General features: G+C 67.9%; 20 protein-coding genes. 13 read left to right on the top strand and 7 right to left on the bottom strand.

Translation table 11 applies throughout. From position 1 onward, the window contains the following. Positions 1-4 precede the first annotated feature (4 nt). Positions 5-1,294 carry a DUF1214 domain-containing protein gene (locus ABIC25_RS17470; RefSeq protein WP_354562450.1) on the bottom strand — a complete coding sequence of 430 codons (1,290 nt, stop codon included), beginning with the start codon at positions 1,292-1,294 and terminating at the stop codon, positions 5-7. Between the two features lie 82 nt (positions 1,295-1,376). On the opposite strand from ABIC25_RS17470, the gene ABIC25_RS17465 reads away from it, so the two are divergent. Continuing rightward, complete coding sequence (locus ABIC25_RS17465) at positions 1,377-1,748, top strand: YidH family protein (RefSeq protein ID WP_354562448.1); 372 nt, start codon at positions 1,377-1,379, stop codon at positions 1,746-1,748. A gap of 11 nt (positions 1,749-1,759) precedes the next feature. After that, positions 1,760-2,122 carry a DUF202 domain-containing protein gene (locus tag ABIC25_RS17460; protein WP_239403645.1) on the top strand — a complete coding sequence of 121 codons (363 nt, stop codon included), beginning with the start codon at positions 1,760-1,762 and terminating at the stop codon, positions 2,120-2,122. 48 nt (positions 2,123-2,170) lie between these two features. On the opposite strand, the gene ABIC25_RS17455 is transcribed toward ABIC25_RS17460, so the two are convergent. Continuing rightward, positions 2,171-3,244 (bottom strand): ABC transporter substrate-binding protein, encoded by a 1,074-nt coding sequence (locus ABIC25_RS17455; protein WP_435529100.1) that lies wholly within the window; start codon positions 3,242-3,244, stop codon positions 2,171-2,173. Positions 3,245-3,328: 84 nt separating this feature from the next. Here ABIC25_RS17455 and ABIC25_RS17450 point away from each other — a divergent pair, with 84 nt between their 5' ends. Further along, positions 3,329-4,732: a DUF1254 domain-containing protein gene (locus tag ABIC25_RS17450; RefSeq protein WP_354562447.1), complete on the top strand. Its 1,404-nt coding sequence runs from the start codon at positions 3,329-3,331 to the stop codon at positions 4,730-4,732. Between the two features lie 13 nt (positions 4,733-4,745). Here ABIC25_RS17450 and ggh read toward each other — a convergent pair whose 3' ends face one another. Beyond that, positions 4,746-6,086, bottom strand: a complete 1,341-nt coding sequence (ggh, locus tag ABIC25_RS17445) for a glucosylglycerate hydrolase (RefSeq protein WP_004021049.1) — start codon at positions 6,084-6,086, stop codon at positions 4,746-4,748. An 85-nt stretch (positions 6,087-6,171) separates the two neighbouring features. Between ggh and ABIC25_RS17440 the strand changes: the two genes are divergently transcribed. Further along, positions 6,172-6,852, top strand: a complete 681-nt coding sequence (locus ABIC25_RS17440; protein WP_064572123.1) for an SDR family oxidoreductase — start codon at positions 6,172-6,174, stop codon at positions 6,850-6,852. A gap of 3 nt (positions 6,853-6,855) precedes the next feature. Here the strand turns inward: ABIC25_RS17440 and ABIC25_RS17435 are convergent, their stop codons facing one another. Then, a complete protein-coding gene (locus ABIC25_RS17435) occupies positions 6,856-7,245 on the bottom strand; it encodes a nuclear transport factor 2 family protein (RefSeq protein WP_064572124.1) in 390 nt (129 codons plus the stop codon). A gap of 146 nt (positions 7,246-7,391) precedes the next feature. Here ABIC25_RS17435 and ABIC25_RS17430 point away from each other — a divergent pair, with 146 nt between their 5' ends. From ABIC25_RS17430 to ABIC25_RS17405, 6 genes are all read left to right on the top strand, one after another. Beyond that, the gene (locus ABIC25_RS17430; protein ID WP_354562445.1) at positions 7,392-8,534 is read left to right on the top strand and encodes a glycerophosphoryl diester phosphodiesterase membrane domain-containing protein; all 1,143 of its coding nucleotides are present in this window, start codon (positions 7,392-7,394) and stop codon (positions 8,532-8,534) included. Then, the gene (locus ABIC25_RS17425) at positions 8,531-9,211 is read left to right on the top strand and encodes a DUF4129 domain-containing protein (RefSeq protein ID WP_239403641.1); all 681 of its coding nucleotides are present in this window, start codon (positions 8,531-8,533) and stop codon (positions 9,209-9,211) included. The genes ABIC25_RS17430 and ABIC25_RS17425 overlap by 4 nt, the downstream gene beginning before the upstream one ends. Continuing rightward, complete coding sequence (locus ABIC25_RS17420; RefSeq protein WP_354562443.1) at positions 9,208-10,473, top strand: DUF4350 domain-containing protein; 1,266 nt, start codon at positions 9,208-9,210, stop codon at positions 10,471-10,473. The genes ABIC25_RS17425 and ABIC25_RS17420 overlap by 4 nt, the downstream gene beginning before the upstream one ends. Then, positions 10,470-11,552, top strand: coding sequence for an AAA family ATPase (locus ABIC25_RS17415; RefSeq protein ID WP_354562441.1), 1,083 nt, complete (start codon positions 10,470-10,472; stop codon positions 11,550-11,552). Before ABIC25_RS17420 ends, ABIC25_RS17415 begins: the two co-directional genes overlap by 4 nt. After that, on the top strand, positions 11,552-12,844 hold the full coding sequence (locus tag ABIC25_RS17410) for a DUF58 domain-containing protein (RefSeq protein WP_354562439.1): 1,293 nt from the start codon (positions 11,552-11,554) through the stop codon (positions 12,842-12,844). Before ABIC25_RS17415 ends, ABIC25_RS17410 begins: the two co-directional genes overlap by 1 nt. A gap of 184 nt (positions 12,845-13,028) precedes the next feature. Beyond that, complete coding sequence (locus ABIC25_RS17405) at positions 13,029-14,708, top strand: HNH endonuclease signature motif containing protein (RefSeq protein WP_354562438.1); 1,680 nt, start codon at positions 13,029-13,031, stop codon at positions 14,706-14,708. Positions 14,709-14,721: 13 nt separating this feature from the next. Here ABIC25_RS17405 and ABIC25_RS17400 read toward each other — a convergent pair whose 3' ends face one another. Then, positions 14,722-15,132 (bottom strand): RidA family protein, encoded by a 411-nt coding sequence (locus tag ABIC25_RS17400; protein ID WP_354562437.1) that lies wholly within the window; start codon positions 15,130-15,132, stop codon positions 14,722-14,724. A gap of 81 nt (positions 15,133-15,213) precedes the next feature. On the opposite strand from ABIC25_RS17400, the gene ABIC25_RS17395 reads away from it, so the two are divergent. Beyond that, the gene (locus tag ABIC25_RS17395) at positions 15,214-15,597 is read left to right on the top strand and encodes a winged helix-turn-helix transcriptional regulator (RefSeq protein ID WP_354562436.1); all 384 of its coding nucleotides are present in this window, start codon (positions 15,214-15,216) and stop codon (positions 15,595-15,597) included. Here the strand turns inward: ABIC25_RS17395 and ABIC25_RS17390 are convergent. Both ABIC25_RS17390 and acnA read right to left on the bottom strand, forming a co-directional pair. Beyond that, entirely contained in the window at positions 15,594-15,887 is a 294-nt protein-coding gene (locus ABIC25_RS17390; protein ID WP_354562435.1) for a hypothetical protein, read from the bottom strand. The two genes, ABIC25_RS17395 and ABIC25_RS17390, sit on opposite strands and share 4 nt — an antisense overlap. Before the next feature lie 94 nt (positions 15,888-15,981). Further along, a complete protein-coding gene (acnA, locus tag ABIC25_RS17385) occupies positions 15,982-18,576 on the bottom strand; it encodes an aconitate hydratase AcnA (RefSeq protein WP_354562434.1) in 2,595 nt (864 codons plus the stop codon). 106 nt (positions 18,577-18,682) lie between these two features. Here acnA and ABIC25_RS17380 point away from each other — a divergent pair, with 106 nt between their 5' ends. Continuing rightward, the gene (locus tag ABIC25_RS17380) at positions 18,683-19,363 is read left to right on the top strand and encodes a GntR family transcriptional regulator (protein WP_354562433.1); all 681 of its coding nucleotides are present in this window, start codon (positions 18,683-18,685) and stop codon (positions 19,361-19,363) included. 256 nt (positions 19,364-19,619) lie between these two features. Continuing rightward, positions 19,620-20,666, top strand: a complete 1,047-nt coding sequence (locus ABIC25_RS17375) for a Bug family tripartite tricarboxylate transporter substrate binding protein (RefSeq protein ID WP_354562432.1) — start codon at positions 19,620-19,622, stop codon at positions 20,664-20,666. Positions 20,667-20,701: the final 35 nt, after the last annotated feature.

Here is a 20,701-nt window from a genome sequence, read left to right as displayed (position 1 = left end):
AGGACTACCCGACGCGCACGATCGCAGGCGGCGACCAGGACGGGTCCCGCGGCCCGTACAGCCGAAGCATCACCCGGAACTCGTCGGGCGGACACGGAAGCCAGTTCGCCCCGGACGACGGTCTCGCATGCTGGAGGAGGAGAGCGAGCGTCCCGTCGTCGTTCACCTCGAGACCGGGCGTCCGATCGGTGATCGCATGGCGTCCGATGACGTTCTCGCACAGCAACCCTCGCCGGTGATACATCGTGAGCGACCAGAAGTGGTCCGCAGGAGGGAGATCGTCCGACGCGAACGTGATCGAGTAGTTGTGCGCACCGGTCAGGGAACGCCCGAGGTGGTCCGTCTCGCATACCGGGTACACCGCCTCGGCGGCCGGGTTGATGTAGATCTGCGAGTACGCCACTGCCGCTCGGAGAAGGTGGTCGCCGCCGAAGTCGGTCCCTCCGTCGTTGATCGCCCAGCCGTTCACGGTGCGGCCGAGCACCGAAACGTGCTGCGCGATCCGGTCCAGTCCTGTGGCCAGGCCCTGCGCGACCATGTTGCTCCCACCGCCCGATTCGTCGTCGGCCAACCACTTACGCAGTCGGAGTCGTGCCTCGACGACCCAGGAAGGTATGTCCGCCGTCGACAGGCCGGCCATCGCAGTGTCGAGCGATTCGAGAAACCCTTCTGGAGTGCGGACTTCGTCGTCGCGACCCCGGTTGACGAGGGCAACGGTCCCCGGGGCGGACGGAGTCGCGGGCGACGGCGGCCCGGTCAGTTCGATCAGGTCCTGAAGCCGTTGCGCCGCAAGCAGGTCCCCGGACATACCGGGGTCGACGAGGATGCGGATCGCCACCATGACATACCGCGACCGGCACTCCACACGGTCGTCGACCTCGGAACGTCCGGCCCCTCGGGTCAGTAGGAGTGGCGGCAACGTCGCTCCATGCGTCCGACACCCCACGACGGCGGCCGTCGACGAGTCCGCCTCCCCGATCTGCACGCTGTAGTAACGACTGCCGAAGTCCGGCATCCGCAGCTCGAAATCCCCGGAGTCGAGGTCGAGAAATGCCAGCGAATAGAGTGTGTCGACGTTGGGCGCCACGCCGGCCGTCAAGGTGTGGTCGGACAGGCGTCGTTGATGCCCGAGTTCGTTGAGCGGCGCTCCTGCCGAGGTCGGCGGGCGCGGGGTGCGCGGGTCGAGCGGACAGGTGAATCGGAGACGCAGTCGCTGCGCAAAGATCAAGGGGTAGCCCCAGATCTGTAGATCGCGTGCCGCGTCCATCACGGCAGCGGATTGGCTGGAGGTCATGAGTTGACTCCTGTCCGGGTTCTTGAAGTAAGTTCAATTCGGTCGAGTTGACGAACGACGAGGGTTTGACGAGGGAGCGACGTTGCCGCAGAACCGATCAGCACCCCGCCGACCTCGGTGGGTCTATGCCGCGGGCGGGGAACCGGATGCTCGATTCAGCCTGGCGAACGAGCGGACGTACCTGGCCTGGATTCGAACGTCACTGGCGCTCATGGCATCCGGCGTGGCGTTGCAGGCCTTCGACATCGGTGGCGGGTCCGTCGCGGGCATCGTGGCATCCTTGCTTCTCGTCGGCACATCCATCTGGTTGCCACTCCAGGCGCTGTGGAGCTGGGCACGCACCGAGCGTCAGCTGCGGCGCGACAACCCACTTCCGGCACCGCACGTGGCCGTGCCGCTCTCGGTACTCCTCGCCGTCACCGGTTGCCTCGTACTCTGGGCGGTTCTGGATTGACCGCGGCGGCCGTGCCCCCGAACCGAATCGCCGACGGTGGGCTGCAACTCGAACGCACGAGTCTGGCGTGGCAGCGCACAGCGTGTTCGATCGTCATCCTCGCCGCCGTCGGGATCCGTCTCGCCGCACATCTCGATTCCGTGTGGATCACGGTGGCCGCATCGGTTGTGGGCGTCGGCGCCGCGCTCGCCGTCCTCGTCGCCATTCGCCAGACCATGCCGGACCGGCGGGACCTCGCCCTCGACGACGATTCGGGGCTCGTGTACCTACAGGCCACCGCTGCGAACCGCGGCCTGCTCATGAGCGCCGCTGTGTCCGCGATGGGTGCCATCGCACTCCTCGGTGTGCTCACAGTGGCGTCAACCGGTCGATGACCGCACCCCGAGTGGAGGCCTCGCCGGCTCCGAGGCCTCCACTCCGTACTACCCGGTGAACATCTGCTGCCAAGCCTGCGAGCGCTGCTTGACGTAGTCCGGAGTCAACTGTCCGGGGTCAGGGGACCGGATGTCCTTCGCATCGGCGGTCGACCCGGGAATTCCCGGTAGCGCGGTGGCCACGCCGATCGCCTGCGCCGCTTGCCCTTCCGGACTGACCAGGAAGTCAGCGAGCAGCTGAGCCGCGTTCGGATGCGGCGCGACTGCCGTGATGTGCCCGAAGAACGGTGTGCCCCAAGACGGATCGGGCAGCGCCCAGTCGACCGACGCACCGGTGGCCGCCTCCTGCACGAGCGGTTGGACCATCGGCGACACGACGACCTCGCCAGACGTCAGCGCCTGGGCGACACCGATCGCACTGGGGAAGATGCGCGGCTCGAGACCTGCCAGCTTCTCCTCGAAATCAGCGCCGAAGTGCTCACCATAGAAGTCATACAGGTCGACGAAGGAAGCGATCCCGTTCGGGTTCACGATCCCGATCCGGCCCCGGTACTCGGGTTTCAGTACATCCTGCGGCGTCGTCAGACCGGCGGGAACCGCGTTCGTGTTCCATCCCATGCCGAAGGTCGCGGCCACGGTGAGAAAGAAGTCACCGGCGCGGACACTCGTCTCACGCGCGTAGTCGGGATTGTCGAAGGCCGGCCCGCGCACCGCCTGGGAGAAGTCACCGGATTCGCCCGCGGAAGTGATCCACGAGGTGTCGGTCACCACGTGGACGTCGGCCGCTCCCCGACCGGTTCGGTTCTCGGTCTCGATCCGCGGATTCAGATCCGCGTCGGTGCCTCGGACGAACTCCATCGTGATGCCGGGATACTTCTTGTTCCAGGCCTTCTTGACGTTGTCGAGGATCACCGAGTTCTGACTCGAGTACAGCAGCACCGAGCCTTCCTGTTCCGCGGCAGCGACCACCTCGTCCCAGCTGCCCTCGACGGCAGACGTAGCGCCCGAACTGCCACCGCACGCGGCCGTCGTCATTGCGACGGCGGCGGCAACGGTGGCGCAAGCGACGTGTTTGACCAGCCTTCTGACCCGCACGTTCTCCTCCTTGTGTTGAACTGACATCAGTTCACCAGCTAGACTGAGTGATGTCAATCACGCTGTGGCAAGAGTTGTGATCAGCCTGATTTTTAAGAGAATGGAGCCGAGATGCGCGTCGACGACGACCGGAGATACACCACCTACGATCCGGCGGCCGCAGATCAACTGACCAGCTCGTCCGCGCCCGACATCCGTCCGATGTCGTCCTGGGCGCGACGCTCGCTGGCGCGTGCGGCCTCTCAACAGGCGGTCATCTATGGCCTGCCGTCGGTGTACCAATACGCCGCGATGTGCGCGCAATGCGCGCCGGACGGCGAAGGAGAACCGTGGCGTCTCGACGAACTGGACCACGCTCGTCGTCCCGCGGATGCCCGTTACCAGCCGTTTCGGGTTCCCAACGTCGACACCCTGTACTCCAACGGATGGCTGGACCTCACCGCCGGGCCCGTCCTCATCGATCTTCCCGACTTCGGGGATCGCTACTACACACTGAACTTCCTGGACGCCTACAGCAACGCCAGCAACGTGAGCGCGCGAACACATCCGGTGCAACCCCGCCGACTCATGGTGGTCACCTCTGCGTGGACCGGAGACGTCCCACCGGGTACCACCCTGCTACGCGTGGCCACACCGGTGATGTGGCTGCTCTTGCGGATTCAGTACTTCGACGTCGACGACGACCTACGCGCGGTCCACCGGCTTCAGGATGGCGTGCACCTCAGCTCACCCGCCGCCGGCTCACGGTCCTGGCCGGTTGTCGACCAGGGTGCTGTCGAGACCTCGCCGGGAGAGTTCCTGACCGCTCTGGACGCGTCGTTGCGGATCAATGGTGTGCCGCACGCCGATGCCGCCCACGTCGACCAGTTCCGCATTCTCGGCGTGGGTGACTCGCCGACCGACGGCCGGCCGGAGCCCGATCCGGATGTCGCGCAGGGAATCCAGGACGGTTTCGATGAGGCGATGCGGTTGCTGCGCGAGTCCAGACCGCTGTTGGGACGCAGGATCGCCAGCGGATGGACCAGGGTGCTCGACAAGGGCGCCCACGGCACCAACTTCGTCGCCCGGGCCGTGATGAATCTGGTCGGCCTCGGCGCGAACGTCGTCGAGGAGAACTGCTCGTACAACACCTACGTCGACTCCGACGGGGACACCCTCGATGGGGCTGCGGCCGCCTATCGGATCTGTCTGCCGACACCACCACCTGCGCATGCCTTCTGGAGCGTCACCCTCTACGACGCCGACACCGGCCTGCTACACGACGCGCCCGACGCACGTCACAGCATCGGCACCGCGGTCAACCGCGATCACGACCAGGACACGTTCCCCGACATCGTCATCTCCACCGCTCCGCCGACGACCCCCGATGAGGAATGGTTACCGTGCCCGGCGAGACCCTTCTTCCTCGTGCTGAGGATCTACCAGCCCGCGCTCTCGGCACTTCGGGAGGAATGGACCCCACCACCGGTCGAGCGGATCGATGTGCACGGTGCGGCGAAACCGGTATCCGCATGACCGAGTTGGTCTGTCAGTCCAGCCAATCCAGCACGGACGCCGCGGTCCAGCTCTGCTGCATGCTGCCGAGCGGCTCACCGGTGAACGGTTCGTAGTACTCGGCGAACGTGCCGTCGGTCGCTTGCCGGAGCCCCTCCTCACGCAGGCGTGCCGACCGTTCGGTCCAACCGCGGCGGGCGAATGCCCAACTGAAGAGCCAGGTCATCACCGGCCAGACCGGGCCACGCCAGTACTCGCGGGGACGGAAGTCCGCCGAGATCGGCGACGTCGACGGCGGGACCGCGTAGCGCAGGTCCGGGTGACCGCAGTACCGCGGGCCGTCGAAGAGTCGGAGCAGGGCGCGTTCGCGGTCCCGGGAGAGGCCGCCGCACAGCAGCGGCGCGAACACCGCGATCGTCTCGGTGTTGATCCACGAGTTGGCGCGCAGGTCGAAATCCCGTGCGGCCCCGTTGCGGTCGTTGGCGGCGGAGACGACCCCGGCCCGGAAACGGTCGGCCCACGCGCGGAGGTCGCGCACATCCGACCGCGGTTTGGAGTAGTCCTCCCCGATGGTGGCCAGCACGTCGCAGGCGACGGCGAAGATGGCGCTGACGAAGACGTCCTCGACCGCGAAGTCCATCACCTTGGGAAGCAGCTCGTCGTCGTATCCGGCGCGCTTCATCTGTTCGACGAGCCAGATGTACCGGTCGTACTCGAGGTCGGTGGGGCGCATCGACGAATCGTCGACGTGGTCGAGGTCGGCCCGTCGATACGGCGGAAGGTCGAGGCCGGGAACGACATTGGCGTACGCCGAATCCCAACGGGGCGAATTGTCCATGCCCGACTCCCACCCGTGGAAGATCGTGATCCGACCGCGCCCGTTGGGATCCCGAGCGTGCGCCAGCCAGCGATGCCAGCGGACGAGCGAGCTCCAGCGCCGGTCGATGAACTCGTTGGCCACGGCGCGGGTGGTGCGTCCATGGCGTCGGGAGTGATCGAGGATCCGCTGCACCGCGATCGCATGTACGGGCGGCTGGGTGATGCCGGAGGTGTCGGGGAAGTCGGGCGCGCACTCGGCCAGTCGGGCGCACTCCCATCGGGCCGGCCCGGGGAAGTATCCGTCGCGGCCGTTGGCGAACACGATGTGCGGGATCATGCCGTTGCGCCACTGCGCCGACAGCAGGGTGTCCATCTCGATGACGGCTCGTTCCACCGACAACGGCGCCAGACCGACCGTGACGAATGCCGCGTCCCAGCTCCACATGTGCGGATACAACTTGGGCGCAGCGCTTGTCATCGTGCCCAGGTCATTGCCTCGGAGCAGGTACGCGGCACGTGCCGAGAGCTGCGTTGGGGTGAATCCGTACCTGGCCACGTCGACGATTGTGCCCCGCGACGTCGGCGTGTGCTCATCGAGCCCGACGCGGCTCCCGGTCGCCGATTCCCAGTAGGGTCGAGGCGTGCCCACCGCGTTGATCACCGGGGCGAGCCGTGGCCTCGGAGCCGAGATCGCCCGCCAGCTCGCGCCCACCCACGACCTCCTCCTGGGCGGACGACCCTCTCCCGAACTCGACCGACTGGCCACCGAACTCGACGGGGCGAGCACCTTCGCCGTCGACCTCACCGACTACGACGAGGTCGAGGCCGCCGTGGAGGCGATCAACGAACTCGACGTACTCGTCCACAACGCCGGAGTGGCCAGCAGCCTCGAGCCGGTCGCGGAGACCCCCGTCGAGGAATGGCAGCACGTCCTCGAGGTGAACCTCGTCGCGGTCGCCGAACTGACGCGGCTGCTCCTGCCCGCGTTGCGAGCGGCCGGCGGCCACGTCGTGTTCATCAACTCGGGCGCGGGACGCCGGGTGAACCCCGGCTGGACCCCCTACGCCGCGAGCAAGTTCGGGGTGCGTGCGCTGGCCGACGGATTGCGGGCCGAGGAACCGACTCTTCGCGTGACGTCTGTCTTCCCCGGGCGCATCGACACCGACATGCAGCGTGACATCGTCGCCATCGAAGGGGACGACTACGACGGGTCGCGGTTCCTGCGTCCCGCGACCGTCGCCCGCGCCGTCGTGCAGGCCGTCTCCACCCCGGCCGACGCCCACCCGGAAGAGATCATCCTGAGGCCGACCGGGCGGGGGTGACCCTCAGAGCTGCTTGAGGTCCGACTGCTGCCAGACCGCGCGCATCGTCGACACCTTGCCCTCGGCGTCGAAGACCATGATGTCGACGGGGGTGATCTCGAAGGCGAGTCCGGCGGTCTTGGTGACCAGGGTGAACTCGAAGACGGCGGTGTCGCCGGCGATCTTCTTCCACTTGAGCGTCGCGGTGCGCTCGTCCATCCCGGTGATCACCGAGTAGAACTCGACAAGCTGCTCCCGGGTGTCGCGGATGTCCGCGCCGATGGGGTCCTCGACGGTCGCGTCGGCCGCGTACAGGTCGGCGATCTGTTCGGCGGTACCCGAGTTGAGCAGCTCGATGTAGGCATCGACGGCAGCGTCGATCTTCTCGGCGAGCCCGGCTTGTTCCACGGTCATGAATCCTCCAGAAAAGTAGAACGTGTTCTAGTTCGGCACGGTAGCACGGCGTCCGTCAACCGGTGGATGATTCCGGTGCGCCGTCGCAGTTGTTTGATACGTTCGCCGCACAGTTCTCCAGCGCGGAAAGGCCGGTGCACTTCTCGATGACCGAGCCGCCGCGCGTCCCGCACCCGCCGTCCGGCGAACCGCCCTGGCAGCCACCCGATGTCTCCGACGAGTGGAGCCCGGTCCCATCTGCCGAGGCGTCGGACCGTCCGCGGACCCGTCCGCCGGCACCGCCGCAGCAGCCGTCGACCGAGCCCGGACCGCAGCCCGCGTGGGGGTCAGCCCAGAGGGGTTCCACACAGTTGGGTTCCACACATTGGGGTTACGGAGGTTTCACACCGACCGCCCCGTGGGCGGGATGGGGGCCGCCACCGTCGGCATCGGCCGGCGTCCTGCTGCAGCGGATCTTCTCGACGGCAGTCGCGGCACCTCGTGTGTACCTCGGCCTCGTCGGCCTGACCTGGATCGTCGCGGCCGCCCCTCTCGCGCTCGCCACGTTCTGGCTGGTGAACGCCGAGGCCACCTTCGACGATCCGAGCGAATGGGCCTCGACCGTCGCACCGATCGCCGCGTTCGTCGGTGTCATCTTCGCCCAGTGGGTCGTGGTGGCGGGCATGGTCAGCGGCGTTGCCGCCCACTCCGTCACCCGACGTCGCGGCGGGTCGCGTCCGACCCTGGCCGACACGCTGCGCCATGCACGGGGGTCGCTGCCCCGGCTGCTGGTGTGGACCGCGCTCCTGGGGCTCGCCATCGCGGCGGCCTTCGCACCGGGCCTCGCGCTGTTCGGTCTGGGCGTCGGCTCCGGCGGGTTCGTCCTGCTCGCCGGGAGCCTCCTCCTCACCGTCGTCGCGCTCATCCCGGTGTCGTGGCTGCTGGTTCGCACGGCCTTCACCGCACCGGCGATCGTGATCGACGGGCTCGCCGTCAGAGACGCGATCGCCCGATCGGGTTCGCTGACGGCGGACCGGTTCTGGCGGACCTTCGGCATCCTGGCGGTCATGCTCGTGCTGGCGTGGGTCGCGATGACGACGATGATGTACCCGTTCGATCTGCTGGGATCGATCGCCGACACGTGGTTCGGCACCTCGGACTCCGGCATCGCGGCGACCGTTCTCTCGGTGATCGGCACCGTGGTCGCATCGATGGTCGTGCAACCGGCGCTGACGGTCGTGCCGGCAGCCCTCTACGACGATGCCGCGTCGGTACCGACAGCGTTTCCCCCGGGACGGGTCGACCGGTGATCGAAATCCTCGCGGCGCCGTTGGATCCCGACAACGAGCAAGCACGCCGGTGGGCCGAGCAGGAACTCTCCGAGTCCGACTACCAACCGCCCGAGCCGTCCTGGCTCGACCGCTTCGGTGAACGTCTCTGGGAGTGGATCGCCGACAACGTCTTCGGCTGGTTCGGCGGCTCCGACACCCTTCGCGCGATCGTCATCGTGCTCGCGATCGCACTCGTGCTCGGTCTCGTCGTCGCGGTCGTCCGTCACCTCCGCCGCAACCCGCGGCTCCCCCGGACCACCGGCTCGGCGTCCTCCGAGACGGTGCTGATCGGGCCCGCCCGGTCGGCGGCCGACTTCAGGTCCGACGCCGAGTCCGCCTTCGCCGCAGGCCGGTACGACGCGTGTGTCATCGCCGCCGTACGTGCCGTCGCGCGCCGCGGCATCGAGCGCGAGTTGCTGGCCGACGAGCCCTCACTCACCGCTCACGAGGTGGCTGTCGACCTCGGTCCTCGATTCCCCGCACAGGACGACCGGTTACGAAGGGCGACAGACCTGTTCGACGCCATCGCCTACGGCGACCGGCATGCATCCGCCGAATCGGCCCGCGAGGTACTGGAACTCGAGCAGGCAGTCTCGTCCACCCGGCCGGTCGAGGCCGACGCCTCACGTCCGCACCGCCTGGCGGTGCCCCGTTGACCGGCACCGTGCAGGCGACGCCGGCACCCGGGCCGGTCAAGAACCGGACCCCGCCGTGGGTCTGGGTGGTCATCGTCCTGGTGATCATCGTCGTGGTCGCCGGTGTCGGTCTACTCGGGATCACCGCGCTCACCGGTGTCGGGGGTACCCCCGGGCCCGGGGTCAACAACGACCCCGACAACGCCCGTCCCACCGGGTCACGCGCGCTCGCGCAGATCCTCGACGACCGCGGGGCCGACCTCCGGCAGATGCGCGGACTCGACGAGTTCACCGACGCTCCTCGTCCCGGCCGGGGAACAACGGTCGTGGTGAGCTCGACGTCGTCGCTGAATCCCGGTACCACTCAGCAGTTCCGCGAGCGCGTGCGAGACGCCGACCGCGTGATCCTGATCGCGCCGGACAACACTCTCCTGACCGCGCTGGATCTGCCCGTCACCTCCGGTTACGGTGCCGGCCCGGCCGCGGTCGCCGCCGGGTGCCGCACATCCGACATCGACGAGACCGACATCGTCGACTTCACCCCCTTCGGTTACTCACCGACGTCGACGTCGGCCACCGCCTGCTTCACCTCCGGTGGGGCGTCGAATCTCGTGATCGTGCCGCGGACGGCGGGGCGCCCCGAATTCATCGTCCTCAGCGGCGAGATGCTCACCAACGAGCGACTCGCACAACAGGACAACGCGGGCGTTGCGATCCGGGTCTTCGCGAGCTCCGACGAGATTCTCTGGTATGTGCCGTTTTTCACCGACCAGGTGGCATCCGACGACGACGAGTCCGACATCCCGGCCGCGGTCGGACCGCTGATCGTGCTGGGCGTGTTCGGCGTTCTGGCCCTGATGCTCTGGCGTGGTCGGCGTTTCGGGTCGCTGGTCGCCGAGCCTCTCCCCGCGGTTGTCAGGGCTGTCGAGACCACCCGTGCGCGGGGCCGGATGTATCACCGCGCCGGTGCCGACGCGCGGGCCGCGGGTGCGCTGCGCATCCACACCCTCGGTTCGCTGGCGTCGTATCTCGGTCTGCCGTTCGACGCGGCGAAGGCCACCGACGCACTCTCACGACCCGACTGGGAGACCGTCATCGCGCCGACCGAGACCGCGGATCCGTCGGTGTCGGCGATCGTCATCGCCGTGGCCGGGGCGACACACCGCGACCTCGCCGAGGTCCGTGCGCTGCTCGCCGGTCCGCTCCCCACCACCGACGCCCAGCTCGTCCACTTCACCGCCGAACTGACCGTCCTCGAGAAGGAAGTCCGACACACACCATGACCGTCGACCCATCCCGCAACCCCGGCCCCGGTCCGTACGCCCCGGCCGGACCCCCATCGTCGGACCCCTTTGCGAAAACGTCCGCCGGGCCGCCGCCGGAGAACGCGCACCACCGGCCGGGCGGACCGCCGAACCGCGCCCGCGACGCGCTCGGCGCAGTGCGCGGCGAGGTCGCGAAAGCCGTTGTCGGGCAGGACCCGGCAGTGGCAGGCATCTTGATCGCGCTGCTGTGCCGCGGGCACATCCTCCTCGAGGGTGTGCCCGGCGTCGCCAAGACCCTGCTCGTCCGGTCGGTGGCCGCCGCGCTCGACGTCGAGACCAAACGTGTGCAGTTCACGCCGGACCTGATGCCCGGTGATGTCACCGGATCGCTCGTATTCGATTCCGCCAGCTCGGAGTTCACGTTCCGCGAGGGGCCCGTGTTCACCAATCTCCTGCTCGCCGACGAGATCAACCGCACTCCGCCGAAGACGCAGGCATCCCTGCTGGAGGCGATGGAGGAACGGCAGGTGACCGTCGACGGCGACCCACGCCCGCTACCGAGTCCGTTTCTCGTCGCGGCGACACAGAACCCGGTGGAGTACGAGGGCACCTACCCGCTGCCCGAAGCCCAGCTCGACCGATTTCTGCTGAAGGTCACGCTTCCACTGCCCCCGCGCGACGACGAGATCACCGTGCTCACTCGACACGCATCCGGGTTCGATCCGCGGAACCTGGCCGCCGCGGGACTCCGACCGGTCGCCTCGGCCGCCGACGTGGAGGCCGGCGCCGAACAGGTCCGCCGGGTGACGGTCGCTCCGCAGGTCACTGCCTACATCGTCGACATCGCCCGGGCCACCCGGTTCTCCCCGTCGCTGGCACTCGGCGTCAGCCCGCGAGGCGCCACCGCCCTGCTGGGCACGAGCCGCGCATGGGCGTGGCTGAACGGCCGCGACTTCGTGACCCCCGACGACGTGCAGGCGCTCGCCCAATCGACGCTGGCGCACCGGTTGTCGTTGCGCCCGGAAGCCGAACTCGAAGGCGTGTCGGTGGGTTCGGTGCTCGACGCGGCGATCAACTCGGTGCCCGTACCCCGCTGATGTTCCTCACGGGCCGCTTTCTGATCCTGGTGCTGCTCGGCGCGGTGCCCATCCTGATCTGGCCGAATTACGCGGTCCCCGTGCTGTGGGCGCTGTTCTGCATCCTGCTCGTCTGCCTCGACATCGCGTTGGCGGGATCCACGAAGTCGATCACCATGTCGAGGTCGGCGCCCGGTCCTCTCCGACTCGGGCAGAGCACGACGTGTTCGATCGCGGTCACCAACCACGGCTCGAACACGTTCCGAGGCGTCCTGCGCGACAGCTGGCAGCCCTCGGCCGGCGCGTCGGGAAACACGCACCGCGTGACCGTTCCACGAGCGGAGACCCGCTCGGTGACAACGACTCTGGCCCCCACCCGGCGCGGTGACCGGCTGGCGGTCCGGGTTGCCGTTCGTCGCGTCGGTCCGCTCGGCCTCGGCGGACGGCAGCGGTCCGTGCCCCTGCCCGGCCGCGTCCGCGCACTCCCGCCGTTCGACTCCCGGCGGTTGCTGCCGTCGCGGCTGGCACATCTCCGTCAGCTCGACGGCAGGTCAGCGGTGCGTGTGCGCGGTCAGGGCACCGAATTCGATTCCCTGCGCGACTATGTCGAGGGTGACGACGTCCGCAGCATCGACTGGCGCGCGACCGCCCGGCGTCGATCGACGGTGGTCCGCACGTGGCAACCGGAGAAGGACCGGCACATCGTCATCGTGCTGGACACCTCCCGGACGTCGGCCGGGCGCGTGGGCGACACCCCTCGACTCGACGCCGCGATGGACGCCGCATTGCTCCTCGCCGCGCTCGCGTCGCACGCCGGTGACCGAGTCGACCTCATCGCCGGTGACCGCCGGGTCCATCGACGGGTGGTCGGCGTCGGCCGCACCATGCTGCTCAACAGCCTCGTCACCGCGATGGCGGATCTCGAACCCGCTCTGTTGGAGGCTGATTGGCCGCTGCTCGGAGCCGAGGTCGCCAAGATCGGGCGGCAGCGCGCACTACTTGTCCTGCTGACGCCGCTCGAACCCGCAGCCGTCGAGGAGTCGCTACTGCCCCCGCTGGCGGTACTGGCGCAGCGGTACAAGGTCGTCATCGGCTCCGTCGCCGACCCCGCGCTGGACGCCATGCTGATCGAGCGTGCCGACACCACGCAGATCTACGACGCCGCGGCCGCAGCCCGCACGCTCACCCTGCGGGACCGCACCGCCACCGCGGTGAGCCGGCTCGGCGTCGACGTGGTGGACGCGGCGCCCGACAAGCTCCCGGCGAAGCTCGCCGACCACTATCTGTTGCTCAAGTCACGCGGGTTGCTCTGAGCCACCCCGGGATGGACCCGGCACCGAGCGAAGCCGCCGGGCCGAGCAAGCGACGAAGGAGCGCGTCGAGGTCGAGGCGCCGAGTCGAAACCACCTCGCAACCAAACCACCCTTCTCTCAACCACTCCCGGCATCGACCGCGTTTGTCGGTGGGGTGGTTTACCTTGGTGGGCAGAGGGCCGGGATGGGGACCGGTCCGCGAGAGTCCGGGGTCATCGTGCGGGTGTGGACCGATCTACCGAGCGAGTTCCTCGCCGGGATCGAGCCTGCCTACGTCGACGAAGACGACATGGTCACCCTCACGAACGGGCTGTCCGCCACCCACCGGGGCCAGTCCTATCTCGCCTGGAGTCGCTACCAGACGGTCGCGGTCCTCTACGACCGGCTCGTCGCCGCGCGCGAGCACACCGATGCGTTCGTGATGGACGGCTACGCCGACTGCACCGCACGCATCGCCCGCCAGTCCGCCATCTCACGACGCCGCGCCGAAACACTGATCGACGAGGCCCTCACCCTGCGCGACCGACTCCCCGAAGTCGCCACCACCCTGCGCGACGGCATCATCACCGACGACCAGATCCGCCTGATCATCTCACGCACCGACCTCATCCCCACCGACAGTTCCATCACTCCGATCATCGACGCCGAGATCGCCGCCACCCTGCGCCGCCGACGCGGCTCCTGGGACCGGGCCCGCCTACGCGACATGATCGACCGACACGTCTTCCGCCACGACCCCGACCTCGTCCGCCAACGACGCCAAGACGCCCTCGACGCCCGCGGGGTCTGGACCGACAACTTCCACGACGGGGTCGGCGAGATCACCGCGGTCATGTCCGCCGAGAACATCCGCATCTCGGCCACAGCAGTACGCGTACTGGCCGATTCGGTCTGCGAACACGACGGCCGCAGCCGCGGCGCCCGCACCTCCGACGCCATGTTCGCCCTACTCACCCGCACAGCATTCGAGTGTCTGTGCGACCGTGGCGACTGCACCGCAACCATCCCCGACCCCGACGAGGTCCTCGCCTCACTGACCACCGCGGTCGTCGTCCACGTCGTCACCGACGCCGCCACCCTCGCCGGCTCGGCCGGGCCCGGTTTTCTCGACGGGTATGGCGTCATCTCCGACGACCACGTCCGCGACCTCGCCGCCCGCCCGGACGCGACCCTCAAACCCGTGACCCCGTCACGCACCCGACCGATACCCGCCCCAGCCACCTCCGACCGCCACACAGCCAACCGAAGCGCACCAAGCGAAACACCGGAACCTGCTTCGGCTTCGTCAGAACCCGACATGGTGGTGGTGTATCCCGGTGCTCAACCCGCCGACCCGTACCGGCCCACCTCGGCATGCGCCGACTTCGTCCGCGTACGCGACGGCTACTGCACCGAACCAGGCTGTGAACGCACGGCTTTCGACTGCGACCTCGACCACGTCACCGAGTACGACCCCACCCACCCTGCCGCCGGTGGCACCACCTCCAGTGACAACCTGAACGCGAAATGCCGCGCGGGTCACCTCCTCAAAACCCACGGCGAGTGGATCGACGAGCAATACCGCGACCACGACGGACGCCTGGTCACCGAGTACACGACACCCGAAGGCGTCACCATCGCCGGCGACGCCGAAACCCTCGAAGACCTCTTCCCGAACCTACGTCGCATCCGGTTCGAACAAGCCGCGCAAGCGCCACCCTCACCCCGAACGATCGTGCCCGCGGACAAACCACGGCGCACCACCAGCCGACTCGCCGCAAAGCTGGCCCGTCGGCGAGCCGAACGTGCCCGCAACAAACGACAGCGCGAAGCCAAAGAAGCCGCCGAACGTCAGGACTACCAGAACAGCCCACCGCCGTTCTGACGCCACGCTGCCGTCAGTCGAGGATCGCAGTGGCCTCGACTTCGACGAGGACATCCGGTTCGAAGAGGTAGTCGACGCCGATCAACGATGCGGGTGGCATCGGAGACGGCAACCCGATATCCGTCGCGACGCCTTCGACACCGGCCATGAAGTCGGCGATCTTCTCGGGCGCCCAGTCGGTGACATAGAAGGTCAGCCGAAGGACGTCGCCGAACGACGCGCCCGCCCCGGCCAGTCCGGTCGCGGTGTTCCGCAATGCCTGCGCGACCTGGCCCGCCAGGTCACCCGGCGCCACGGGCGTTCCGTCGGCAGTACGGGCGATCTGGCCACTGACGTGGATATGCCGCGTCCCCGTGCCCACGGCAACGTGGTGGTAAGGCGTCGGTTGCGTCATGCCCTCCGGGGTCGAATATGCAACTGCCATCGTGTTCTCCTCCGAGTGAATTCGATCAGGTATATCGTTGATACCTGGTTGTCGAAGGACACTTCAAGGAGACGTGGTTTCATGACCGATACCGGTGGGCGGGCCGCCGAACTCGCGATCAGCGCACCGCATCGCGAGCTGCTGGATCAGGTGCTCGACAAGTGGTCGTTGGCAGTGTTGAACGAGCTCTGTGAACAACCGAGCCGCTTCAACGGTTTACGGCGGGCGATACCGACGGTCACGCAGAAATCGCTGACCGCGACCCTGCGGAAGCTCGAGCGGAACGGCATCGTCGAACGGGTACTGCTGAGCTCGCGTCCGGTCGCGGTCGAGTACCGAATCACCCCGCTGGGCAAGACACTGCGTCCGCCGATCGATGTGATCCTCGAATGGGCGACGGCACACATGCCCGACATCGAACGTGCCCGGGAAGCCTTCGATTCCGCCGAAGACGACCAGACCTAGACCGCCACCGCAGGGAGGTCCGCTGCGTAGCGGATGACCGAATCGACCCTGCCGAAACGGCGTTCGCTGATCACGATCGCCTCGGCGAGCTGGTCGGGATCGTCGACGTCGGCGACCAAGGCCGCGGTGTGTCCGTTGTTGCCGAGCATGAACGGAAGGACCGCGGAGTACTGGCTGCTGACGACGGCCAACGGGATGTCATGACGGAACAGGTCGTAGGCGTGGTCGATCGCAGCGGGGTTCTCGAGGACGACCAGTGGGACTGAGGTAACGTGCTTGTTCTTTCTCATGTTCCGAGAGTGAACGCCCAGCTTATGAGGCGGTTGACGGATCACTGTGAGTTCGCTGGCAGCTGCATTCCGCCGCCGTCGAGGCCCGACGAGGTCACCTGCCGAGTTGCTCGTCCAGAATGCTGGGGATGACCCCGCCGCGTCGGAGCAGGCGGCGGTCCAGGTCGGTCTCCGCGGCGACCTGTGCGTCGAAGCGGAGATCGGTCCCGTCGACCCGCCGAACCACAACCGGCACCGTCCCGCGGTCGACAGCATCGGCGGTGCCGACGATGTGCAGCCGATCTCCCGGCCGCAGGTCCTGCAGGCCGCCGTCGACGTCAGCGGGGATGAGCAACGGCAGGACGCCGACGCCGATCAGGTTGGACCGGTGGATGCGTTCGAAACTGCGCGCCAGCACGGCCCGCACTCCGAGTAGACGCACCAGCTTCGCCGCCCAGTCGCGCGAGCTGCCCATGCCGTACCGTTCACCGGCCACGATCACCACCGCGTCGCCGTCCTGCGCGTACCGGTCGGCGGCCTCCGGAAGGGACATGACCTCGCCGGTGGGTGCATGCACGGTGTGTGCAGGACCCGCATCCGGGACGAGCGCGTTGCGGACAGTCTTGTTCTGAAAACCGCCCCGCAGCATGGCTTCCCAGTTGCCGCGTCGGGACGCGTAGACGTTGAGATCGCCCGGGGCCGCGCCCCGCTCCACGAGGTATCGCCCGGTCGGACTCTCGACGTGGATCGCCCCGGCCGGCGAGATGTGGTCGGTGGTGATGTCGTCGGCAAGGACGAGCAGCGGGTGGGCGTCGTAGTCGCCCAGCATGCTGCGCGCGAAATCGTCATCGGCGAACGGGGGACGCCGCAGCGCCGTCGACGACGGGTCCCAGGGAAAGAGCGGTTCATCCGGTACATCGAGTGCGTCCCACGCGGGATTGCGCGACGCGGAGACGAAGTCGCCGACGACATCGCGCGGCCGCCGCGACGAATCCGTGAGGGCGTCGATCTCCTGAGGGCTCGGCCACAGATCGGCGAGCATCACGGCCCGTCCGTCGGCGTCGACACCGATCGGTTCGGCGGTGGGGTCGATGGCCGCATCACCGGCGAGCGCGAAGACGATCACCATCGGCGGTGACATCAGCAGTCCCAGTTCGAGGTCCGGGTGGACGCGGCCGGGGAAGTTGCGGTTGCCGCTGAGTGCGGCAACCGGTTTGCGTGTTCCGTCAGCGGCCACCTCGGCGATCTCACGAGGTAGTCCACCCGAATTGCCGATACACGTCGCACAACCGAATCCGACGATGTCGAATCCGACGGCGGACAGGTCGTCGACGAGACCGGCTCGCTCGAGCACGCCGGCAGCCGAGGGCGAACCCGGCGCGAGGGAGGTCTTCACATATGGCGGCACCCGCATCCCTCGCTCCCGTGCACGGCGGGCGACCAGGCCCGCGGCGATGAGGAGGCGCGGGTCGGAGGTGTTGGTACAGCTCGTGATCGACGCGATGGCGATGGGGAAGGCGGGCATGTCGATGTCGTCGTCGCACGGAGAAGGCGCCTCGGCGCGGAAGGTCGCCGGTAGATCGGTGAGCGGCACGAGATCCTGCGGACGGCGCGGGCCGGCCACCGAGGGGACCACGGCGCTCAGATCGATGTCGATCGTGCGGGTGAAACGCGGCACGGCGTCGGGGTCGAACCAGAGTCCGAGACGTCGTGTCACCGACTCGACGAGGTCGCAGTGCTCTACCGAACGCCCGGTGTCGGCCAGATAGTCGAGGGTCCGTGCGTCGACGGGGAAGAACCCGGTGGTGGCACCGTATTCCGGCGCCATGTTGGCGATCACCGCCCGCTCGCCCACCGTCAGTGTCGATACGCCCGGCCCGAAGAACTCGACGAACTCACCCGTGACCCCGATGTCGCGCAGACGGTGGGTGACCACCAGCGCGAGGTCCGTGGCGAGCACGCCCGCGGACAACGCACCGGTGAGGCGCACACCGACCACCTCGGGGATCCGCAGGGTGGTCGGCATGCCGAACATGACCGTCTCGGCTTCCAATCCGCCTATGCCCCAGCCCAGTACACCCAGACCGTTGATCATGGGCGTATGACTGTCGGTGCCGAGCATCATGTCGGGGACCGCGTGATCGACGCCATCGACCGCCTCCACTGTCACCACGGTGGCGAGCTGTTCGAGATTGATCGTGTGCATGATCCCGGTGCCCGGCGGGTTGATGTGCACGGTGTCCATGGTCTTCGACGCCCAGGACAGAAAGCGATACCGTTCCGCGTTGCGGCGCATGTCGTGGGCCAGGTTGACGACGGCGGCATCGCGGCGCCCGAACGACTCGACCGCAAGCGAATGATCCACCGAAACCTCCACCGGCAGGCGCGGACTCAACGCCGTCGGATCCCCACCGCGGGCGGCGACCGCGTCCCGCATCGCGGCGATGTCGACGAGGGCGGGCGTGCTGGTGGTGTCGTGCATCAGCAACCGACCCGGTGCATACGGGATCTCCGCGTCGCTGCTGCCGGTCTCGAGCCACTGCGCCATGTCTCGCAGGGCTCGATCGCTCGTGTCGGGGTCGGCTCGGCGGGTCACGTTCTCGGCGAGCAGACGGATCACCGTGGGCCATTGCCGGTACACATCGACGCCGACTCGCTGCTCGACGTCGACCACCGGCAGCTCGGACCCGCACTGTTCTGATCTGCTCATTCGCTCAACATAGGTTATAACCTATAACTTGCACCACCGGTGCTAGTATCTCCGCGTCCGGGAGCGCCGGACCCCGACGCCCACGACCACCACCCGGAGGCCCGCCATGACGACTCCCGGCGGGATGTTCACCAAGAACGACTACGCATACGCCGAGCTCCAGCGACGCATTCTCACCGGCGTCCTCCCGGCCGGCGCGGTGATCCCCCAGGCCAAACTCGCGGCCGAGATCGGCGTCAGCACCACGCCCCTCCGTGAGGCGATCCGGCGCCTGTCCGCCGAGGGCATGGTCGAACTCGAGGCCCACCGGGATGCTCGGGTGACCCCCGTGTCGGCCGACGAGGCACGTCACCTCTACCAGGTGCGCGAGAATCTCGACCCGCTCGCGGCGGCGCTCGCCGCGCAGACGCGGACAGCGTCCGACATCGCGGCCATCAGCGCGGCCTTCGATCGCCTGTCGCCCATCGCCAGCGCATCCGATCTCGATGCCCTTGTCCGACACCGGGAATTCCACCGCACGGTGTACCGCGCATCGGGCAATCCCGTCCTGATCGACATCCTCGAACGACTCTGGGACAAAGCAGACCGCTACCGGGTCATCGGCCTCTCCCACCGCGGCGACTCCCCCGAAGACCGGTCGCGGGTCACCGCCGAGCACCGGGCGATCATGGAGGCTGTCGCCGACGGCGACGCCGACCGAGCGAACGCGGTCATGCGCAAGCACATCGGCAACAGCCTGGGGCGTCGCGCGATCGATGCGCTCGCCGAGGATTCCGCAACCGCCTGACAGCCCACATCTGCGCTTTGCGCGATGTGGTCCGCGTCACGGTCATAGGTTATAATCTATAACCAGCGCACAGGGTTGAGCGCGCGAAAAGCGCAAAACGATACTTATGCGCCTAAGCGTGACCGTGATGCCGGTTACATCAACACTCCTGATGTGACCACCGACGTGGTTGTCCTCACATCCGACCCAGAATCGAGAAGACGATGTTGGTAGCACTCGGCCTCGGCGAGCGACCCCGAATGGAAACGAGGAACGCATGACCTCACCACCTCCCCGTGCCGACGAACCGGCCGAGACACCGCCGGCACCGTCCACTCCGAGGCGTCTACCCACCGTCGTCAAGGCGCTCGGCGCCCTGGTCGCCGTCGCGATCGTCGCCGTCGGGGTCATCGACGCGGCCGGGAGTGAGGGTGGGGCCGACGCACGGTCTCAGCTGACCCTGATCGCACCCGCCGCCGCCGGCGGAGGGTGGGACGGCGCGGCGCGCGAGATGCAGCAGGCCATGCGAGCCCAGAACATCGTCAACAACTCACAGGTCATCAACATCCCCGGCGCCGGCGGCACCATCGGGCTCAGTCAGTTCGCCGGGATGGCCGGGGACGCCACCACGATCATGGTCATGGGCATCACGATGCTGGGGGCGATCAACATCAACGGGTCCGATGTGGATCTCGGGGACGTCACCCCGATCGCGCGCCTCGCCGATGACTACGACGTGGTCGTCGTACCGGCGGATTCGCCGATCACCAGCGTCGACGAGCTGATGGCCGCGTGGAAGAAGGACCCGAAGGGATTCACGTTCGGTGGCGGATCGCTGGGCAGCGTCGATCAGATGATCATCAGCCAGATGGCCCGCGAGAACGGTATGGACCCCGCTGCGGTCAATTACATCGCGTACTCCGGTGGCGGCGAGCTGGCGACGTCGCTCATGTCCGGGACGATCAAGGCCTCGGTCAGCGGTTACGAGGACTTCGTCGACCAGATCACCGCCGGAAACCTCCGCGCGCTGGCGATCTCGGCTCCCGCCCCGGTCCCGGCCATCGACCTGCCGACCCTGTCCGAACTGGGTTACGACGTCGCCCTCACCAACTGGCGCGGAGTGGTTGCGCCGCCGGGCATCACCGATGACCAGCGCACCGAACTCGAAGCGATCGTCACCGAGGTCGTCGAGTCACCCGAGTGGCGAGATGCGCTGCAGCGCAACAACTGGTCCGACACGTTCACCCCGGGGAACGGATTCACCGAGGTCATCGACCAGCAATCGGAATTCGTCCGCGGCATCTGGGCCGATCTCGGGTACTGACCGACGACCCGGACCTCCACCGCACAACCCCTGCC

This window comes from Gordonia sp. PvP123 (assembly GCF_040547295.1).
Lineage (GTDB): Bacteria > Actinomycetota > Actinomycetes > Mycobacteriales > Mycobacteriaceae > Gordonia > Gordonia terrae.
This window is presented reverse-complemented; position numbering and strand designations above follow the sequence as displayed.

What these genes read in the sequence shown, in the direction of transcription:
- ABIC25_RS17470 (WP_354562450.1), bottom strand. Translation starts at nt 1,294, where the DNA reads ATGACCTCCAGCCAATCCGCTGCCGTGATGGACGCGGCACGCGATCTA.
- ABIC25_RS17455 (WP_435529100.1), bottom strand. Translation starts at nt 3,244, where the DNA reads ATGTCAGTTCAACACAAGGAGGAGAACGTGCGGGTCAGAAGGCTGGTC.
- ABIC25_RS17450 (WP_354562447.1), top strand. Translation starts at nt 3,329, where the DNA reads ATGCGCGTCGACGACGACCGGAGATACACCACCTACGATCCGGCGGCC.
- ABIC25_RS17435 (WP_064572124.1), bottom strand. Translation starts at nt 7,245, where the DNA reads ATGACCGTGGAACAAGCCGGGCTCGCCGAGAAGATCGACGCTGCCGTC.
- ABIC25_RS17430 (WP_354562445.1), top strand. Translation starts at nt 7,392, where the DNA reads ATGACCGAGCCGCCGCGCGTCCCGCACCCGCCGTCCGGCGAACCGCCC.
- ABIC25_RS17415 (WP_354562441.1), top strand. Translation starts at nt 10,470, where the DNA reads ATGACCGTCGACCCATCCCGCAACCCCGGCCCCGGTCCGTACGCCCCG.
- ABIC25_RS17410 (WP_354562439.1), top strand. Translation starts at nt 11,552, where the DNA reads ATGTTCCTCACGGGCCGCTTTCTGATCCTGGTGCTGCTCGGCGCGGTG.
- ABIC25_RS17405 (WP_354562438.1), top strand. Translation starts at nt 13,029, where the DNA reads ATGGGGACCGGTCCGCGAGAGTCCGGGGTCATCGTGCGGGTGTGGACC.
- ABIC25_RS17400 (WP_354562437.1), bottom strand. Translation starts at nt 15,132, where the DNA reads ATGGCAGTTGCATATTCGACCCCGGAGGGCATGACGCAACCGACGCCT.
- ABIC25_RS17395 (WP_354562436.1), top strand. Translation starts at nt 15,214, where the DNA reads ATGACCGATACCGGTGGGCGGGCCGCCGAACTCGCGATCAGCGCACCG.
- ABIC25_RS17390 (WP_354562435.1), bottom strand. Translation starts at nt 15,887, where the DNA reads ATGAGAAAGAACAAGCACGTTACCTCAGTCCCACTGGTCGTCCTCGAG.
- acnA (WP_354562434.1), bottom strand. Translation starts at nt 18,576, where the DNA reads ATGAGCAGATCAGAACAGTGCGGGTCCGAGCTGCCGGTGGTCGACGTC.
- ABIC25_RS17380 (WP_354562433.1), top strand. Translation starts at nt 18,683, where the DNA reads ATGACGACTCCCGGCGGGATGTTCACCAAGAACGACTACGCATACGCC.
- ABIC25_RS17375 (WP_354562432.1), top strand. Translation starts at nt 19,620, where the DNA reads ATGACCTCACCACCTCCCCGTGCCGACGAACCGGCCGAGACACCGCCG.